Source organism: Terriglobia bacterium, from assembly GCA_020073495.1.
GTDB lineage: Bacteria > Acidobacteriota > Terriglobia > Terriglobales > Acidobacteriaceae > JAIQFD01.
Genome location: JAIQFD010000005.1, coordinates 15,970 through 31,322, shown reverse-complemented (window position 1 = coordinate 31,322; position 15,353 = coordinate 15,970). Strand labels below are relative to the sequence as shown.

General features: G+C 60.3%; 16 protein-coding genes and 1 tRNA gene. 9 read left to right on the top strand and 8 right to left on the bottom strand.

From position 1 onward, the window contains the following. The first annotated feature begins 14 nt into the window (after window positions 1-14). On the top strand, window positions 15-1,067 hold the full coding sequence (locus tag LAN37_13625) for a restriction endonuclease, SacI family (GenBank protein MBZ5648248.1): 1,053 nt from the start codon (window positions 15-17) through the stop codon (window positions 1,065-1,067). Here the strand turns inward: LAN37_13625 and LAN37_13620 are convergent. Further along, on the bottom strand, window positions 1,059-1,958 hold the full coding sequence (locus LAN37_13620) for a DNA adenine methylase (protein MBZ5648247.1): 900 nt from the start codon (window positions 1,956-1,958) through the stop codon (window positions 1,059-1,061). The two genes, LAN37_13625 and LAN37_13620, sit on opposite strands and share 9 nt — an antisense overlap. A 135-nt stretch (window positions 1,959-2,093) precedes the next feature. Next, window positions 2,094-2,498 (bottom strand): hypothetical protein, encoded by a 405-nt coding sequence (locus LAN37_13615; protein ID MBZ5648246.1) that lies wholly within the window; start codon window positions 2,496-2,498, stop codon window positions 2,094-2,096. Between the two features lie 185 nt (window positions 2,499-2,683). Between LAN37_13615 and LAN37_13610 the strand changes: the two genes are divergently transcribed. The 4 genes from LAN37_13610 (at window position 2,684) to kbl (ending at window position 6,395) form a co-directional block, all read left to right on the top strand. After that, window positions 2,684-3,052 (top strand): holo-ACP synthase, encoded by a 369-nt coding sequence (locus LAN37_13610; protein ID MBZ5648245.1) that lies wholly within the window; start codon window positions 2,684-2,686, stop codon window positions 3,050-3,052. 31 nt (window positions 3,053-3,083) lie between these two features. Next, window positions 3,084-4,799, top strand: coding sequence for an acetate--CoA ligase (acsA, locus tag LAN37_13605; GenBank protein ID MBZ5648244.1), 1,716 nt, complete (start codon window positions 3,084-3,086; stop codon window positions 4,797-4,799). Between the two features lie 15 nt (window positions 4,800-4,814). Next, on the top strand, window positions 4,815-5,081 hold the full coding sequence (locus LAN37_13600) for an acyl carrier protein (protein MBZ5648243.1): 267 nt from the start codon (window positions 4,815-4,817) through the stop codon (window positions 5,079-5,081). A 66-nt stretch (window positions 5,082-5,147) separates the two neighbouring features. Next, window positions 5,148-6,395 (top strand): glycine C-acetyltransferase, encoded by a 1,248-nt coding sequence (gene kbl, locus LAN37_13595; GenBank protein ID MBZ5648242.1) that lies wholly within the window; start codon window positions 5,148-5,150, stop codon window positions 6,393-6,395. Window positions 6,396-6,447: 52 nt separating this feature from the next. On the opposite strand, the gene tdh is transcribed toward kbl, so the two are convergent. Then, window positions 6,448-7,503 (bottom strand): L-threonine 3-dehydrogenase, encoded by a 1,056-nt coding sequence (gene tdh, locus LAN37_13590; GenBank protein ID MBZ5648241.1) that lies wholly within the window; start codon window positions 7,501-7,503, stop codon window positions 6,448-6,450. 67 nt (window positions 7,504-7,570) lie between these two features. Then, entirely contained in the window at window positions 7,571-8,125 is a 555-nt protein-coding gene (locus LAN37_13585) for a DUF1572 domain-containing protein (protein ID MBZ5648240.1), read from the bottom strand. A gap of 513 nt (window positions 8,126-8,638) precedes the next feature. On the opposite strand from LAN37_13585, the gene LAN37_13580 reads away from it, so the two are divergent. Then, window positions 8,639-9,040 (top strand): MerR family transcriptional regulator, encoded by a 402-nt coding sequence (locus tag LAN37_13580; protein ID MBZ5648239.1) that lies wholly within the window; start codon window positions 8,639-8,641, stop codon window positions 9,038-9,040. A 63-nt stretch (window positions 9,041-9,103) separates the two neighbouring features. Here LAN37_13580 and LAN37_13575 read toward each other — a convergent pair whose 3' ends face one another. After that, window positions 9,104-9,796, bottom strand: a complete 693-nt coding sequence (locus LAN37_13575) for a PilZ domain-containing protein (GenBank protein ID MBZ5648238.1) — start codon at window positions 9,794-9,796, stop codon at window positions 9,104-9,106. A 212-nt stretch (window positions 9,797-10,008) separates the two neighbouring features. Between LAN37_13575 and LAN37_13570 the strand changes: the two genes are divergently transcribed. Both LAN37_13570 and LAN37_13565 read left to right on the top strand, forming a co-directional pair. Next, entirely contained in the window at window positions 10,009-10,356 is a 348-nt protein-coding gene (locus LAN37_13570) for a metal-sulfur cluster assembly factor (protein ID MBZ5648237.1), read from the top strand. A gap of 59 nt (window positions 10,357-10,415) precedes the next feature. After that, window positions 10,416-10,492, top strand: a tRNA-Pro gene (locus LAN37_13565). Between the two features lie 782 nt (window positions 10,493-11,274). On the opposite strand, the gene LAN37_13560 is transcribed toward LAN37_13565, so the two are convergent. Beyond that, window positions 11,275-12,192 (bottom strand): serine protease, encoded by a 918-nt coding sequence (locus LAN37_13560; GenBank protein ID MBZ5648236.1) that lies wholly within the window; start codon window positions 12,190-12,192, stop codon window positions 11,275-11,277. Window positions 12,193-12,521: 329 nt separating this feature from the next. Here LAN37_13560 and LAN37_13555 point away from each other — a divergent pair, with 329 nt between their 5' ends. Further along, window positions 12,522-12,935: a cupin domain-containing protein gene (locus LAN37_13555; GenBank protein ID MBZ5648235.1), complete on the top strand. Its 414-nt coding sequence runs from the start codon at window positions 12,522-12,524 to the stop codon at window positions 12,933-12,935. Between the two features lie 209 nt (window positions 12,936-13,144). On the opposite strand, the gene LAN37_13550 is transcribed toward LAN37_13555, so the two are convergent. After that, on the bottom strand, window positions 13,145-13,834 hold the full coding sequence (locus tag LAN37_13550) for a lipid-binding SYLF domain-containing protein (GenBank protein ID MBZ5648234.1): 690 nt from the start codon (window positions 13,832-13,834) through the stop codon (window positions 13,145-13,147). Between the two features lie 73 nt (window positions 13,835-13,907). Beyond that, window positions 13,908-15,350 carry a protoporphyrinogen oxidase gene (hemG, locus tag LAN37_13545; protein MBZ5648233.1) on the bottom strand — a complete coding sequence of 481 codons (1,443 nt, stop codon included), beginning with the start codon at window positions 15,348-15,350 and terminating at the stop codon, window positions 13,908-13,910. Between the last annotated feature and the right edge of the window lie 3 nt (window positions 15,351-15,353).

Here is a 15,353-nt window from a genome sequence, read left to right as displayed (position 1 = left end):
CGGGGAGTGACGCGTTGGTGGACCATGAGGATGCTAAAGCGATCTTAGAGCGCGCTTGGGGTGACGTCGCAAACGGGCGGATCGCAGCACCTCCGAAGATTAAAGCTTTGATTGACAGGGTCATGCAGGCGGAGGGGGCGAAAGGCTTCCGATACCTGTTGGTGACCGGGACTCTAGCTCGCTGTGTGGATCCAGATGCTCATCCGAGAGCGATCCAAGCTGGCAGTGATTTGCCGGGTGCCTATGATGCAAGAAGCCTATGTCACAAAGTTGTCGTAGGCTTCGAAAAAACGAAGGGGAATTTGTTTGGTCTGTCCAACGAACCCTTCTTGAGCAAACCACTCCGACACCCCGAACACGACAAGAACAATCCTCAACTAAGAAACAAAAAGGCCGCGCGAGATCTTCATGAGGCCTTGGAACTGGTCCGGCAAGCGCCAGAATCAGAAGTGTACGCGACGCTTGTTCAGATTTTGCGAATGGGCAAGGTGCGTGCGGATGCAACCAAGTCGGCGATTGTAGGTGGAGAACGAACGCTGGGACTCAGCATCGAGTTTGTCACACGATTCTTGCTGAAAGCAGACGGTGGCGCGCGGCTTGTGGCGGTATGGGGTGCGCTGCTGACACTTAGCAATGAGGAAGCTGAAGTAAAGGTTTACAACCCAAATCAATCCGATGAGTATTCGGGGACACTAGGCGATGTCGAGGTTCATGTCGCGGATTCCGTGATCTCGGCATCTGAGTGTAAGCACCGGCCACTTAATCTGGATGACGTCGAGCACGGGTTGCACAAGAATACTCTTGGGGCAGAGTACATTTTTGTCGTTGCAGCTGGACTACAGACCGGCCAAGAGGAAGCAATCAGAAAACGCATCGCAGCGGCATCGGAACTGGCCGATGTCTCCCTGGTGGATGCGAGCAGGGACTTTGTACCAATTCTTAAGCTAATCGGCCCACACCGCCGGCAAAAGCTCGGTCAATGTGTGGTTGAGTTACTCCGAAAAATGAGGGAATTCAACTGCGCTGATGAAGCTGCACAACTGTGGAACAACATTCAGTCAAAATAGGTTAGCCGTTGTGTGCTTCTGTTGGTGCGGGTCGTAATTTGTCCAGAGAACTTCCCTTCGTTTGTCTTTCGTAGAATGAATTGTACGCAAGGAGCTAACAGTCTTTATCCACCTCTTCGATGGGTATAGGCGGTTCATTAAGCCGCAATCGTAGTTGCTGAGAGCGACTTGGCCTTTCACCCGGTTCAACACGTCAGCCAACTCTTCGTGCTGTTCATCAGTCATCTCGTTCGAGTAAGCTTTGGAATCACCGCGTGTTTCATGGATGTACGGGGGATCGCAGTAGAAGAGGGTTTCTCTTGAGTCGTATAGGCGAATGACGTCAACTGCTGGGCGATTCTCAATTTGTACTCGGATTAGCCGCTCGGCGATCTGTGGCAAGGCATCAACTGCTCCGAGCCACCTACTTATGACTCCGCTCATTCCAGCTCGACTTGTATTCTTACAATTGGCCCATCTACCGAGAGAAGCAGTCTGAGCAAGCCCAGTTCTAACCTGACGTGCCCGGACATAGAAGCGCCGGGCGCGTTCCAATTCACTGGCGGTCGGTTCGAGTTTACAGGCTAACGCAAACTCCTCACGAGAAAATGGCGTTAGACCAATGGCTTGGACCAACGCTTCCCGTTGATCCCGAAGAACTCGAAAGAAATTGCAGACCTCACCGTCGAGGTCGTTATAAGTCTCGATTGGCGATGGTTGCCGGTTCAACAGAATCACGCCTGACCCGGCAAAGGGTTCGCAGTAATGGTGGCACTCTGGCAAAAGCGGAAGCAGCCATTCAAGGAGTGAAAACTTTCCGCCATACCATCCGAATGGGATCAGTTTTGCTGACTGGAGTCGGGAAATCTCGGGCGGAATTTTAGTCCGGAGCCTTTGTTCGGAAGTAGCCATTTGGATTTCAGTGACAAGCAATTCTGTCACGAATTGCGATTTAACAAAAGGTCGGCCTGACGGCCAATGTCAATGGGCCGTGGCCCCCGTCTTTGCCGCGCCGCCTTTGGGCGGCAAACGGTGAGTAGATGCAGGTTACTCGGCCTCCGCGTGGATGGTGAAGCGCTGGTACCTTGCCCACGCGCCCGGCTCGTCGCCGGTCAGCAGGTGCCAGGCATCGCGGTACTTCTCGAAACGGCCCTTGCTGTTGGGAATATGCGGTGAGAAGGACGGGAGTCTCACGTTCTTGATAGCATCGATTGGAATGATGTACCAAGCGTCCACTCGCGGGATCACCACCACTAGGAAATCGACCTCGGACGGCTTGTAAACGCGTCCTCGCGTCCCTCCCGCAAAGTACCTCCGGCCCCAATGGGCCCACACCGACTTCACCTGAACCCGATTGACCGCCCGCCGCATGTTGAAAACCACGAAGTCAAAGGGATCGTTGTCACCCACGGGCTTGCAAACCGTAAGCCCCAGGCCCAGGGCTTTGGTCATGAAAGCAGATTCTGCCCATACACCCCGGTTTTTTGCATTGCGCAGGCGGGGGTGAACGTAGCGGTCGGTTTTCGCCATCCGCTTACCCTAAGCTCTCCACGTCATCCGGTGCTGTGACCCGCGTCACCGCACTCTTCTCCTTCTCAGGCGCACGCTTGTGTCCAGTTGGCGGTACAGGCATTGCCGTGATTCTCGGTATCGGGATCGATCTGGTGGAAAACCGCCGCGTAGAGCGGGAACTGGCGCGCGGCGAGTGGCGGATGGGCGACGGCGTGTTCAGCCCGGAGGAGATCCGCTATTGCACCTCCACGCGCAAGCCCGCGCTGCGTTACGCCGCCTGCTTCGCCGCCAAAGAGGCGACCCTGAAGGCCCTGGGCGTCCCGGCCAGGGACCTGGCCGTATTCCGGGAAGTGGAAGTCGGGCTCGAGTCCAGCAGCATCGCTCTCCACAGCCGGCTCAAAAACCAATCCGAACAACTGGGGGTGAGGCGCATCAGGCTGTCAACCACGGTCAGCAGAGACCTTACGGGTGCGATGGTCATCCTGGAAACCTGAAGACGCACCGCACCAGGATCGGACGAGCCTTATGAGCAGCGCTCTTGCCTGTCGGGACCTCAGCTACGAGGAACTGACTGCGAACTTCGATTGGTCGATCGCCGAGCGGGAACTGGGCTATACGCCGGGCGAGCCGATCAATATCGGATGGATGTGCAGTGATCGCATCTGCCACGTGGGCCTAGGAAACAAGCTGGCGCTGATCTGGGAAGACTTCCAGGGCCACCAGAAGCGGTTCACCTACGACGACGTTCGCATCCTGTCCAACACCATTGCGCATTTCCTGCGCGAGCTGGGGATCCAGCCGGAAGAACGGGTCTGCCTGTTCATGGACCGGGTGCCCGAGTTGTACATCGGGCTGCTCGGCATCCTGAAGACGGGGGCGGTAGCGCAGCCTCTGTTCTCCGCCTTCGGTGACGAATCGCTGTTCGTCCGGCTCTCCGACGCCCAGACTTCGGCGATCATCACGCAGAGGAAGCACGTCCCCAAGGTGCGCAAGATCCGCGACAAGCTTCCGCAGTTGCGTCACATCATCGTGGTGGATGCAGGGGAATCGCCGCTGCAGGAGCGCGAGATCGCCTTCCACATGGAGCAGGCGCCGCGCGTCGAGCAGTTCGACGTCTATCCGACGACGGCGGAGTCGCCTTCCATCCTGCATTACACCTCGGGAACGACGGGGCAGCCCAAGGGCGCGCAGCACGTCCACTATTCGATCATCTCGCAGTACCTGACCGCCAAGTGGGTGCTCGATCTTCGTCCCAACGACATCTACTGGTGCAACGCCGATCCGGGTTGGGTGACGGGAACTTCGTACGGCATCATCGGGCCGTGGGCGAACGGGACGACCCAGGTCGTGCTGGACTCCGGCTTCAGCCCAGAGGCCTGGTACGCGTTCCTCGCCCGGCATCGTGTGACCGTGTGGTATTCGGCGCCCACCGCCATCCGCCTGCTCATGAAGGAAGGCAAGGAACTCCCGCGGCGGCACGACTTGTCCAGCTTGCGTCATCTGGCCAGCGTGGGCGAGCCGCTCAACCCGGAGGCGGTGACCTGGTCGCAGGAGGTCTTCGGCAAGCCCTTCCACGACAGCTTCTGGCAGACCGAGACCGGATGCATCGTCATCACCAATTTTCCCGGGATGCCGATCAAGCCGGGCTCCATGGGCAAGCCTTTCCCTGGGATCACCGCCACGGTGCTGAACACGACGACCCACGAGCCCATCAATCAACCCAGGATCGCGGGCGTGATCGCGCTCCGGCCGGGCTGGCCGTCTCAGATCCGCGGTTACCGGAACAACGAGGCGGGCTACCAGGCCAAGTTCAAGAACGGCTGGTATCTGTGCGGCGACCGCGCCTCGATCGACTCCGATGGCTACTTCTGGTTCATGGGGCGCGACGACGACGTCATCAACACCGGCGGACACCTGGTCGGGCCGTTCGAGATCGAGTCGGCCCTGCTGGAATGCCCGGCCGTGGCGGAATCCGCGGCGGTCGCCAAACCCGACCCGGTGAACATGGAAGTGGTGAAGGCCTTCGTCGCGCTGAAGAAGGGCTACGAACCCTCGGACGACCTCGAGCTCGAGATCATGAACCACATCCGCAAGCGGCTGTCGCCGCTGGCCATGCCGCAGGAGATCGAGTTCGTGGACTCCCTGCCCAAGACCCGCAGCGGCAAGATCGTGCGCCGCATCCTGCGCTGCAAGGAATTCAACGAGCCGGTAGGAGATCTTTCTACCATCATGAACGATTGAACAACGAGGCCGCCAATGGACGAACTCAGTGAGATGGTTCGCAATTACGTGATCCGGGAATACCTGGAGGAAGGCGACGACCGGCAGATCACCGAGACCACGCCGCTGATCTCCGGCGGGATCGTGGATTCCTTCTCCATGGTCTCGCTCAAGCGTTTCCTGGAAAAGAAGTGCGCGATCCAGATCCCGGACGCCGATGCCACGCCGCAAGCCTTCGACACGGTGCGCAGCATCGTCGCTCTGGTGCAACGGTTTCAAAAGGCAAAGGGCGCCGCCGCATGAGACAGCGCGGCACGCCTACGATCGAGGGCGCCCCATTTGATAACAAATTCATAGTCGGGGGGAGTCATGGCATATAGCGACGTAGTCCGCAATTCATACTTATCCGAGATCAGCGGGATCAGAACCGCCGGTCTTTTCAAAGAAGAACGCTTCATCCACTCGCCTCAGTCGTCGGAGATCGAGGTGGAATTCCCCGTCGGCGCGCAGACCAAGAAGGTGATCAACATCTGCGCCAACAACTACCTGGGCCTGTCCAGCCATCCCGAGGTCATCGCCGCGGCGCATGCTGGGCTGGATTCTCGCGGCTATGGCATGTCGTCGGTGCGCTTCATCTGCGGCACGCAGGACATCCATCGCGAACTGGAGAAGCGCTTGACGGAATTTCTTGGCACCGAAGACACCCTCCTGTTCCCCTCCTGCATGGACGCGAACGCCGGCTTCTTCGAGGCCTGCCTGGGGGAGCAGGACGTCATGATCGCCGACCGGCTGGTGCACGCCTCCGTGGTGGACGGCATGCGCCTCTGCAAGGCGACCCAGGACACGTACAAGCATTCGGATATGGGCCACCTGGAGGAAAAGCTTCAGGAGCACCAGGACAAGCGCTTCCGCATGATCGTCACCGACGGTGTCTTCTCCATGGACGGCGATCTGGCCAAGCTCGACCAGATGGTCGCGCTGGCTGAGAAATACAGCGCCATGGTGTTCGTGGATGACTCTCACGCCACCGGATTCATCGGCAAGACCGGGCGGGGAACGCACGAGCACTGCGGCGTTTTCGGGAAGATCGACGTCATCACCACCACGCTGGGCAAGGCGCTGGGCGGCGCCTCCGGCGGCGTGGTCAGCGGGCGACGCGAGCTGGTCGAGATGTGCCGCCAGCGCGCGCGTCCCTACCTTTTCTCCAATGCCGTCGCGCCGGTGATCGTGGCGGGGGCGCTGAAAGTCATGGAGCTGATCAGCCGCAACACCGAGCGGCGCGACAAGCTGGAGTGGAACGCCAAGTACTGGCGCGGCCTGCTCAAGGATGCGGGCTTCGACATCAAGCTAGGCGAAAGCCCGATCGTGCCCGTCATGCTCTACGACGCCAAGCTGGCCCAGGACTTCGCCCGCGACCTGTTTGCCGAGGGGATCTACGCGGTCGGGTTCTTCTTCCCGGTCGTGCCCAGGGAACAGGCGCGCATCCGCACCCAACTCTCCGCCGCGCACGAGAGGCATCACCTCGACGCTGCCATCGAGGCGTTCAAGAAGGTCGGGAACAAGTACGGGATCCTGGGAATGGGGAAGAAAGAACTGATGGCGAAGTTCGCGGCATGAACCTGCCCAACAAACGACAGGCCCGCCCAGCGGCGGGCCTGATTTTTTCTCGTCAGCTCTTCACGCCGTTCGGGTACAGCAGGATCTTGCTGGCCTCGCCGGTCTTCAGCCGGTCCATGCCCTTGGAGAAATCCTTCATGGCGAGGCGGTCGGTGATGACCGGATGCAGGTCGAGCTTGCCGGCCTTGAGTAGCGCGGTCATCTGGTACCACGTCTGATACATGCGCCGGCCGTTGATGCCCTGGATGGTGATGCCCTTGAAGATGATGTCTTCGGAAAAGTTCAGCGAGATCGGCTTGGAGGTCAGGCCCAGGAGGGAAATACGACCGCCGCGACGCACGATGTCGAATCCTGTTCGGATCGCGTCCGGGTGCCCGGCCATCTCGCAAACCACGTCCACGCCCACGCCGTCGGTCTCATCGTGCACGATCTTGCGCACGTCCTGAGAGGATGGATCGAGCACGAAGTCGGCGTGCATCTTCTTCGCCACCTTGCGGCGGTACTCGTTGACCTCGATGGCGAATACTTTCGTTGCGCCGCAGGCACGCGCCACCGCGATGGCGAACAGCCCGATCGGCCCGCAGCCGGTGATGGCCACCGTCTTGGCCGCGATCTCGCCCGCTAGCACGGTGTGCACCGCGTTGCCCAGCGGGTCGAGGATCGAAGCGTACTCCTGCGGAATCTCGGGACCGAGCTTCCAGATGTTCGATTCGGGGATGCAGACGTACTCGGCGAACGCGCCGTCGGCGTCGACGCCGATGATCTTCACGTGCTGGCAGATGTGCGCCTCGCCAGTGCGGCACTGCAAGCACTTGCCGCAGGCCACGTGCATCTCGGCCGAGACGAAGTCGCCTTCCTTCACGGCCGTGACCTCGTCGCCGTAGGCAAACACTTCGCCACAGAACTCGTGGCCGGGGATGAGCGGCGGATGGATGCGGTGCTGCGCCCAGCGGTCCCAGTTATAGATGTGGAGGTCGGTGCCGCAGACGGACGCTACTTTCACCTTCACCAGCACGTCGGTGCGGCCGAATTTCGGGATCTTGACCTCGCGGATCTCTGTCCCCGGGGCGGGCTTCGGCTTCACCACCGCCATCATCGTTCCAGCCATCGGTCACCTATAAGTGCGCGTTATGAGTGCCAAACTCCTGATTTTAGCACTCGCCACAAGCCTTGCCTCACTTGGCCCGCTCGCGCAGCTTTTGCTCCATCTCCTGCCCCGCCTCGTCCGACTTACCGCGCGGGATGCTGAGCGTCTTCCACTCCCTGCCACGCCAGTGCTTGGCCAGAAAGACGATCTGCCCGATGTGGTAGGCGTAGTGCGCCGTCGCGCGGTGGATGGCCTGGAGGACCGAATGTTCGGCGCCGCGGATGGTCACCGTACGTTTCAGGTCCTCGGGCTTGAGCGAGGCGATGGTGTCGAAGGCGATCTTGTAGCCCGCCTCCCAGAACTCCATCAGGCTGGCGCGGGTATCGTCCTTGTCGATCTCGAACTCGGTGTCGCGGTGTCGCCACGGCTTTTCGCCGTCCGTGCTCAGGAAATCGGTGAAGCGCGCGCGCGCATTCCCGGCGATATGCTTCACGATCACCGCGATGCTGTTCGACTCCTGGTCCGGCGCGCGGAAGAACTCTTCATCGCTGATCTGCGCCAGCGCGCCCTCCGCCAGGCGCTTGTTTCCGCGCAGGCTGCGCCGCGCTTCGTCTAGGTAGCGTGCTCCGATGTCGTCTGTCACGAACGTGAGTCTACCCGACTCGTCTCCCACAACGCGGGGGCGAAGTTTTCTGTTGACACGATTGCAATTGCGCCGCAATATCTTGGATAGAAGTCCTCGTACCTACTAGATATTGGGTATCGAGGCGCGGCCCCGCAGGAAAATCCAGGGAGATCGTCCCAACGGAGGAATGCCGAGAATGGTGAAAAAGAAGAAAGCAAAGAAAAAGAAACACTGACGCGAGGCGAGACCTCGCGGTTCCAGGGAGCCTGTTGAGAATTCCACGCGGCCGCCGACCAGGCGGCCGTTTTCATTGCAGTACTCAGCACTCGGTACTCAGTACTCAGCGGGTTTATTGAAGCTACGAGGATCCGCTCCCCGCGCGGGAACTCGCTGACCGATCCCGCTTTCCCTCATTCACTTTACCGACATCCGACTTTTTCCCTTGTCTCCTCCGACCTTCGCCGTGACTTCTCTCTTGCGCGTGCGCGCGTCTGGCACTACTATCCCGCTACGCCTCGTCGTCGCTTTCGTATGGCAACCGCTACCAAGTCCCGCGCAAAGAAGAAAGCCGCCGAAGTCGTCATCCCCGACAAGCTCTATTTCCGGATCGGCGAGGTGGCGCGTCTGAGCCGGCTCCCGGCGTACGTGCTGCGCTTCTGGGAGACGGAGTTCCCGCAACTGAAGCCCACCAAGTCGAGCACCGGGCAGCGCATGTACCGGCGCCGCGACGTGGAGAGCGTGCTGCGCATCAAGCAGCTCCTCTACGACCAGGGATTCACCATCGCAGGCGCGCGGCAGTTCATGACCCGGGAATCGCGCTCGCCCAAACCGCAGGCCGCGCTCCCCTTTCTCCTCCCCTCCGATCACGGCTCGCTCAAGCAACTGCGCGCCGGGCTCAAGGAGATCCTCGGCATCCTGTCGGCGAGGCACTGAAGAAGCACTCAGCAGTCAGCCAGACAACGCATGCGGCTGGGCGCTGCATGCTAACTGCTTTGTTCAGGCGATTTCCAGGTATGCGTCGATCCAGCGGCGCACCATCTGGCGCGGCTCGTCGGTGGACTCGAAGCGGAGGCCGACCAGTTCCGGGGGATGGAACCACAGCACGTTGGCGGGCATCTTCACGGCGTCGCCGCTGGGCAGCGTGAACCTGATCTCCATCGCGGTGTCGGGGCCGACCTTGGTCGGCACCTTCACCGACATGCCGCCGTAGCTGATGTCCCGCGTCATGCCATTGATCTTCACCCCGGTCGAGGTTTCCATCACGACCTCGAGCACGATGGGCAGGCGCACGTACCGCCGCAGTTCGTGCAGGATCAGCAGGTGCGTGGAACGGACCGCCTTCATGGTTTCCTGGCGGTCGAGGGGGAGCTTGAGCACGGCGTTGATGCCGAACTTCGAATAGCGGATCGCTTCCTCGTGGTTGTGGCAGAGGCCCAGGATGGTGATCTGGCGATTGCGCGCCGAAGTCCGCACCGCCTCCAGCACCGGCCCCGCTTGGTCATCCAGACGCACCACGCAGCCCTCATATTTCTTCTTGTGCATGGCTTCGGCGGGATCGGTCGTAAGCACGTGCGATTCGATCTTGAACTGTAGGAAGGTGGAACGCAGCAATTCTGCCGCCGGTCGCTCGATCCCGATCAGCGCCACTTTGGGGACGGGCTTGGATTTGGGAGCAACGGGTGGCGTCATGGATGTCGTTGGTGTCGCGGGGGCAAACCACGGGCAGTTTTCACTATCCCGTGGAAAAGGTCAAATCCGAAATTCGGCGATGCCCGCGCCGGCGTAACGTCACTTGAGTTTGCTTCCCGCGCCGCGATAGCACCCCACTCCTGCAGGAAGGTCATCGCCCGCGGACCCGGAGGGCTGCTCTTCCACCCCATGCGTTGTAAAATCGTACGTCTATGCCGACCAAAGAAGACGTCATGGAGCGGCTCCGCTTCTGCTACGACCCGGAGATCCCGCTGAACATCGTGGACCTCGGCCTGGTGTACAACGTCGAGGTCTTCGAGGGCCGCGAGGTCACGGTGGAAATGACTCTGACCGCGCAGGGCTGCCCCTCGCATTCCGAGATCAGCCGCGACGTGCGCACGAGCCTGCTCAATATGCCCGGCGTGGAGAAGGCCGACGTGCGCGTGGTGTGGGACCCGCCCTGGCATCCCAGCCGCATCAGCGCCGAAGGCCGCAAGAAGCTCGGCATCGACGACGAGGCCATCGAGGGCTTCCGCTCCCCCGGCGGAGCCGCGTTGTAGCTGGTAGAATAAGAGTTACCCCAGACCGCAACACCGGCGGTCTTTCCTCCCTCTTCTGTCGGGACGTAGCGCAGCCTGGTAGCGCACCTGCTTGGGGTGCAGGGGGTCGCCGGTTCAAATCCGGCCGTCCCGACCATTCATTTCTTTGTAAATCAACCGCGGTCGCGCAAAGGTACAATCACGCCCACCCAACGAACACCGCGTTGGGTGGGGCACCCCCATCATGGAGAGGTGTAACATTCTGGCGTTGTCTGGGCCACCCGCCCACAGTACATGCAGGATGTTCAACAGTGCGTGATGCAGAATCTTGTTCCGGGAGTTCCCGAATGAAGTTCCTAATTGCACTCGTGGATTTTGTGTTCATAGCAGCATACTTCCTCCTTGCCGACTATCTTGGTCCAAAGTTGGTCCTGGTGGGAAAGACTTGGCTGTGGTGGCTGATTCTCTTTGCGTTAGTGAGCGGTTCCTATCTTTTCACGCGGTGGATTCCGCCAAGCAGGAGAACGCACGAAAGCAGGAACGGTGTTCTAGTTGCTGTAGCCTACACTTTGCTACTAATCACGCTATATCTTTACGACTTCAGCGTCAGACCAATGCTGGATAGGTACGGCATTGGAAGCGCATGGATCATATGTTTGCTCCTCACTTTTGTCGCGGTGGCTATTGGGATGTGGAAATCGCGTCGGGGGCGCACGGGACCGAGTGAGCGTTCCTTGTAACAAAGTGGATCGATCCTTGATCGGGAACTGTTCCATACTTCCCCGGATCACCTGTTAGAGTTTTCTTACCCAAACCATCGATGATCACGCCATTCCTTGTTGCTCGTCTGGGAACGGGTCTAAGCTGCCGCACCGAAGAAAGTTCTAAAATCGTCCTCTAGGGCCGACCACTTACCTGCATTCATGATTCGGAAACGTGTCATCGGCCACGCGACAAATCCACATCAGAGACATGCGCAGACTCGACTGCTTCAAATATTCTTTGTGACGAGGTGACGGCTCCGATTGCAGCCCCCTCGACAGATCCGGAAATAAGTCCGATTACCATTGGTCTAGCATTAGAAAATGAGACGCCAGCCAGTCCCGGGTTGAGGAATATGGGAGAACCGCTATTGCCAGGTATGAAGATACCTGAAAGGAACCACAAGCGCGCCTGTCGACTGCCCCGGCCCAATCGGCACGGACGCTGCACCTCCTCTTCTCCAATCGCTGAAATGTTCCCAAACTTGAAAAAGGCTACGTTCTTTGCGGATCTAGCAAATAGTTGCGGGACTAGACCGGCGGAGACGACAGCGTCCCCAATTTCCAGTGAATCCAGCTCTTCTTGTGTCGCCAAATCTCGAAATCTTATCGGTTCGACGTCGTTTGTCTGTGGTTGAAACTGCTCGGTCGTCACCTGTATCACTGCCACGTCTACCGCATCGTCGGAATGATGCGACCACAGTCGACGTCCTTCATTTGTGAGTTGAATCTTAATGTATTCAACCGAAATCCCATTAACCGGAACTCGCCGGTTCACTCTAAAAAACAGAAAATCGGGATTTACAGGTCCATCGCAGGCCCAAACAGGATCGACAACATGTCGGGCAGTCACCAAAACCACATGAAATGCACCCATTTTTTGAGCACTAGGTATGTGCAGGAGAAAACCCGTTCCCAGTTCAGCCGTAGGGTTGGGGTGGCCGCTTGCGTCCGACCCATAGAAGAAACCGACGGCACGTTGGATGTGCTTAGTGTCGAGTTGAAGCGTGGCGTCCGCGCGGCCGACACCAAACGCGAGAGCGACGACCACGATCCAAGCGGTCCGCATGGCACGAAAAGAGGGCTTGACACTCATTAGGCATCGCGTTCGCAAATCCATGCCGGATTGTACCTGACACCGAAGCACTGGGTAAGCACATGCAATAGGCCAGGACACCCACCGTTGCTGACTTTAGGCCGCGTCAGCTACCCAAGTTCGAAAATCGTCCTCTAGGGCCGACCAGCTTTTTTTCAAGCCCTTCTCCATCGCTCTTGACGTCCGCAAAGCAGCCCAAGTTCCGATCCAGCCTTCCCGACAGTATTCGGGTCAGCCTTCCGCTGCCGCGGCGAAATCATTGACAGTCACAGAACCAGAGCATATCGTTCCTGACTCCGCATCACGATCATCCAGACAAGGAAGCAACCATGAGAAAGCCGAGAGCAGCATTCGCCGCAGCATTTGTCGTCGCGGTCCTGGTGGGAACATTCGCGATCCAGGCCCAGAACGCGCCACAAGCTCCCACCGTGAAGAGAAATATTCTATTGAAGCAGGACATGAAGACCCCGGGGTACGAGGCGGTCATGGCTTCGGTCGAACTGCCCCCTGGCTCTGCCGAGGGGAAACATACTCACCCGGCGGAAGTGTACGTATTCGTGCAGGAAGGCACGATCCTGCTCGAGCTCGCGGGCAAGCCCGATGCGACTCTGAAGGCCGGTGACATTTTCTATGTCGCTCCCGGCCAAGTCCATCAGGCGATCAACAAGGGCAACGTCACGGCGAAGCTGGCAGTCGTATTCGTTGCCGAGAAGGGCAAGCCGCTGACGACTAAGGCAGAGTAAGTACGATTGCGCTTGCGGTTCAGGTCAGGAACGGCCTGTCCTCTGAGATCTTTCCGCTGCTCTAAGTTCAGCGTCAGGGTCTCGTCGGCAGGCTCCCGCCCGCAAAGCCGCTCCACCCCAGGTGCGGGCGGTCCCGGCCTTCCAGAGGCACACGTTGCGGACCTGCGCCGTCACAGCCACGGCTGGGCCCGGGTTCGCGGTGCGGCTTCTCAGTTACTGCGCTTTCCGGCCTTGCTGTCGAGCAGCGTGATCAATCCCTGATCGGCAGCCGGCGTTTGAACGGCGTTGCCGAGCACGATGTCGCGCGCGCCCAGCTGTTTCCCGTACATCCGCTTGTTGGCGTCGTTGTCCGCCTCCAACGAGGCGCCGCCCAACGACACGCCGGCGAACAGCCCTTTAGCTCGTCCGTAGGTCAGCACATCGGCATTTGCCACAGACGATGCGGTGGCGCCGCTGGGTCCGGCCGCGGCGGTGGCGTCGCTGCCCAGCTTGGTCTTGTGATCCAGGATGGCGTTCACGCCCTTCTCCGACATCACTAAGAGAACGAAATCGCTGGACGAGCCGCCCAGTTGGAGTCCCGCGCTGACGCCCCCGATCTTGAACATCGCCGGGGCCGACCACTTGCCGTCGAACTTCTTTCCCGTGCGGCAGCTCATCGGGCCGCGTCCGCCGCTGCCGCCGATGCCGATCCCGAACTTCTTGACGTTGGGCAGAACGATGACGCAGTCGGCCTTCGCCAGCAAGCTCGCGGGCACGGCATTGCTGTTGAGCATTTCCTGCAACACCGCAGTGGCGTTCTTGATGGTCTCATCGTCCTTCTCCTTGTCGCCGCCCCAGGCGGGCAGGGACAAGACGATGACGACTAGACAAGCGAGAAAACAAGGTAAAGTTCTTTTCATAAAGTCCTCACGCGGTCTGGCGCCGCCCACTATACCTGATGCAGCTGCTGGACTGGCACGCAGAATCAGGCTCCTAGCGGGAAGCGGGAGCCTCTGCAGTCAGGGAAACGCCCAGAGCTTCGCCCGCGGCGTCCATGCCGGTGCGGACGCAATCGGGCACGCCGATGCCCTTGAAGGCGTTTCCCGCCAGGCTTAGGCCACGCAGCTCGCGGCGCAGGCGTTCGATCTCCGCCACTCGTTCCAAGTGTCCGACCGAATACTGCGCCATGGCGCGGTTCCAACGATAGACGCGAGTGAAGCGCGGCTCGGCATCGAGGCCCGTGATCTCTTTCAGCTCGCGGCGGACAGTGCTGAGAATCTCCAGGTCGCTCAGCGCGAGCACTTCCTTGTCGCGGGTCCCGCCCAGGAAGACGCGCAGCAGACGCTTCTCCGGCGGTGCGCGGTGTGGGAATTTGTTGTGGACGTAGGTACAGGCGCGCATGCGCTTCTTCTCGCTCCAGGGGACCAGGAAGCCAAAGCCCTCGGGCTCGCGCTTGAACTGGTTGGCGTTGTAGCCCAGTGCCACTGTGACCGAAGAGCTGTACGGGATCTCGTTGAGGACGTTTGCCAGGCGGGGGCTGACCTCCTGTAACAGAGCGCCTGCGGCGTACCCGGGCGTGGCCACGATGACATGGTCGAATGGCTCCGGGCCGCTGCCCTGGTTCAGCACCAGCCACTGGTCGTCGCGAAATTGCAGTCCGCGCACCGCGGTGGAGAGGCGCAGCGCCCGCGGATCGAGCTGCGCTACGACGGCATCCACGAGCTGCTGCATGCCGTCTTTCATGGAGGTGAACAGCGGTTTGCCGCGGCGCTCGGAGGGCGGCGCCTGCGCCATCGCGGCTTTCATCCGGCTGCGCGCCTTCAACATGCCGCGGCTCAGGCTGCCGTACTTGGCTTCCATCTCGACGAAGCGGGGCAGCACGGCCTTCACGCTGAGGGATCCAGCGTCGCCGCCATAGACGCCCGACAACAGCGGGTCCGCGAGCCGGTCCACAACTTCTTCGCCAAAGTGGCGCGCCACGAAATCGGCCGCCGACTCGTCGCCCTCCATGGCGCGCGGGCGGGTAAGCAGTTCGCCGGCCATGCGCATTTTGGCGGCCCAGGAGAAGAGCGGCGTGAACAGCGTGGGCAGGAGCTTGGTGGGGACCATGAACATCAGGCCGTCGGGCATCTGCACCAGCCGGCCCTTCAGCAGGATGAAGGTCTTGCGCGCGTCGTCGTTGGAGCCAACCAGCTGGTCCTCGATGCCGAGGTCGCGGCAGAGCGTGTTCGCCCACGGTTTCTCGGTGAGGAAGGAATCGGGCCCGGCCTCGATCAGGCAGCCCTCGACGCGGTCCGACCACATGACGCCGCCCAGCCGTGGAGCGCTCTCGAAGAGCGTGTACTCGACCTCGGCGCCGCGCCGCCGCTCGCGCTCCAGGTAGAACGCCGCCGCCAGCCCGCTGATCCCACCGCCGACGATGGCAACGCGTTTCATGGA

Excerpts from the sequence above, each read along its gene's own strand:
- LAN37_13620 (MBZ5648247.1), bottom strand. The coding sequence starts at position 1,958 with ATGGCTACTTCCGAACAAAGGCTCCGGACTAAAATTCCGCCCGAGATT.
- LAN37_13615 (MBZ5648246.1), bottom strand. The coding sequence starts at position 2,498 with ATGACCAAAGCCCTGGGCCTGGGGCTTACGGTTTGCAAGCCCGTGGGT.
- acsA (MBZ5648244.1), top strand. The coding sequence starts at position 3,084 with ATGAGCAGCGCTCTTGCCTGTCGGGACCTCAGCTACGAGGAACTGACT.
- LAN37_13600 (MBZ5648243.1), top strand. The coding sequence starts at position 4,815 with ATGGACGAACTCAGTGAGATGGTTCGCAATTACGTGATCCGGGAATAC.
- kbl (MBZ5648242.1), top strand. The coding sequence starts at position 5,148 with ATGGCATATAGCGACGTAGTCCGCAATTCATACTTATCCGAGATCAGC.
- tdh (MBZ5648241.1), bottom strand. The coding sequence starts at position 7,503 with ATGGCTGGAACGATGATGGCGGTGGTGAAGCCGAAGCCCGCCCCGGGG.
- LAN37_13580 (MBZ5648239.1), top strand. The coding sequence starts at position 8,639 with ATGGCAACCGCTACCAAGTCCCGCGCAAAGAAGAAAGCCGCCGAAGTC.
- LAN37_13575 (MBZ5648238.1), bottom strand. The coding sequence starts at position 9,796 with ATGACGCCACCCGTTGCTCCCAAATCCAAGCCCGTCCCCAAAGTGGCG.
- LAN37_13570 (MBZ5648237.1), top strand. The coding sequence starts at position 10,009 with ATGCCGACCAAAGAAGACGTCATGGAGCGGCTCCGCTTCTGCTACGAC.
- LAN37_13560 (MBZ5648236.1), bottom strand. The coding sequence starts at position 12,192 with ATGAGTGTCAAGCCCTCTTTTCGTGCCATGCGGACCGCTTGGATCGTG.
- LAN37_13555 (MBZ5648235.1), top strand. The coding sequence starts at position 12,522 with ATGAGAAAGCCGAGAGCAGCATTCGCCGCAGCATTTGTCGTCGCGGTC.
- LAN37_13550 (MBZ5648234.1), bottom strand. The coding sequence starts at position 13,834 with ATGAAAAGAACTTTACCTTGTTTTCTCGCTTGTCTAGTCGTCATCGTC.
- hemG (MBZ5648233.1), bottom strand. The coding sequence starts at position 15,350 with ATGAAACGCGTTGCCATCGTCGGCGGTGGGATCAGCGGGCTGGCGGCG.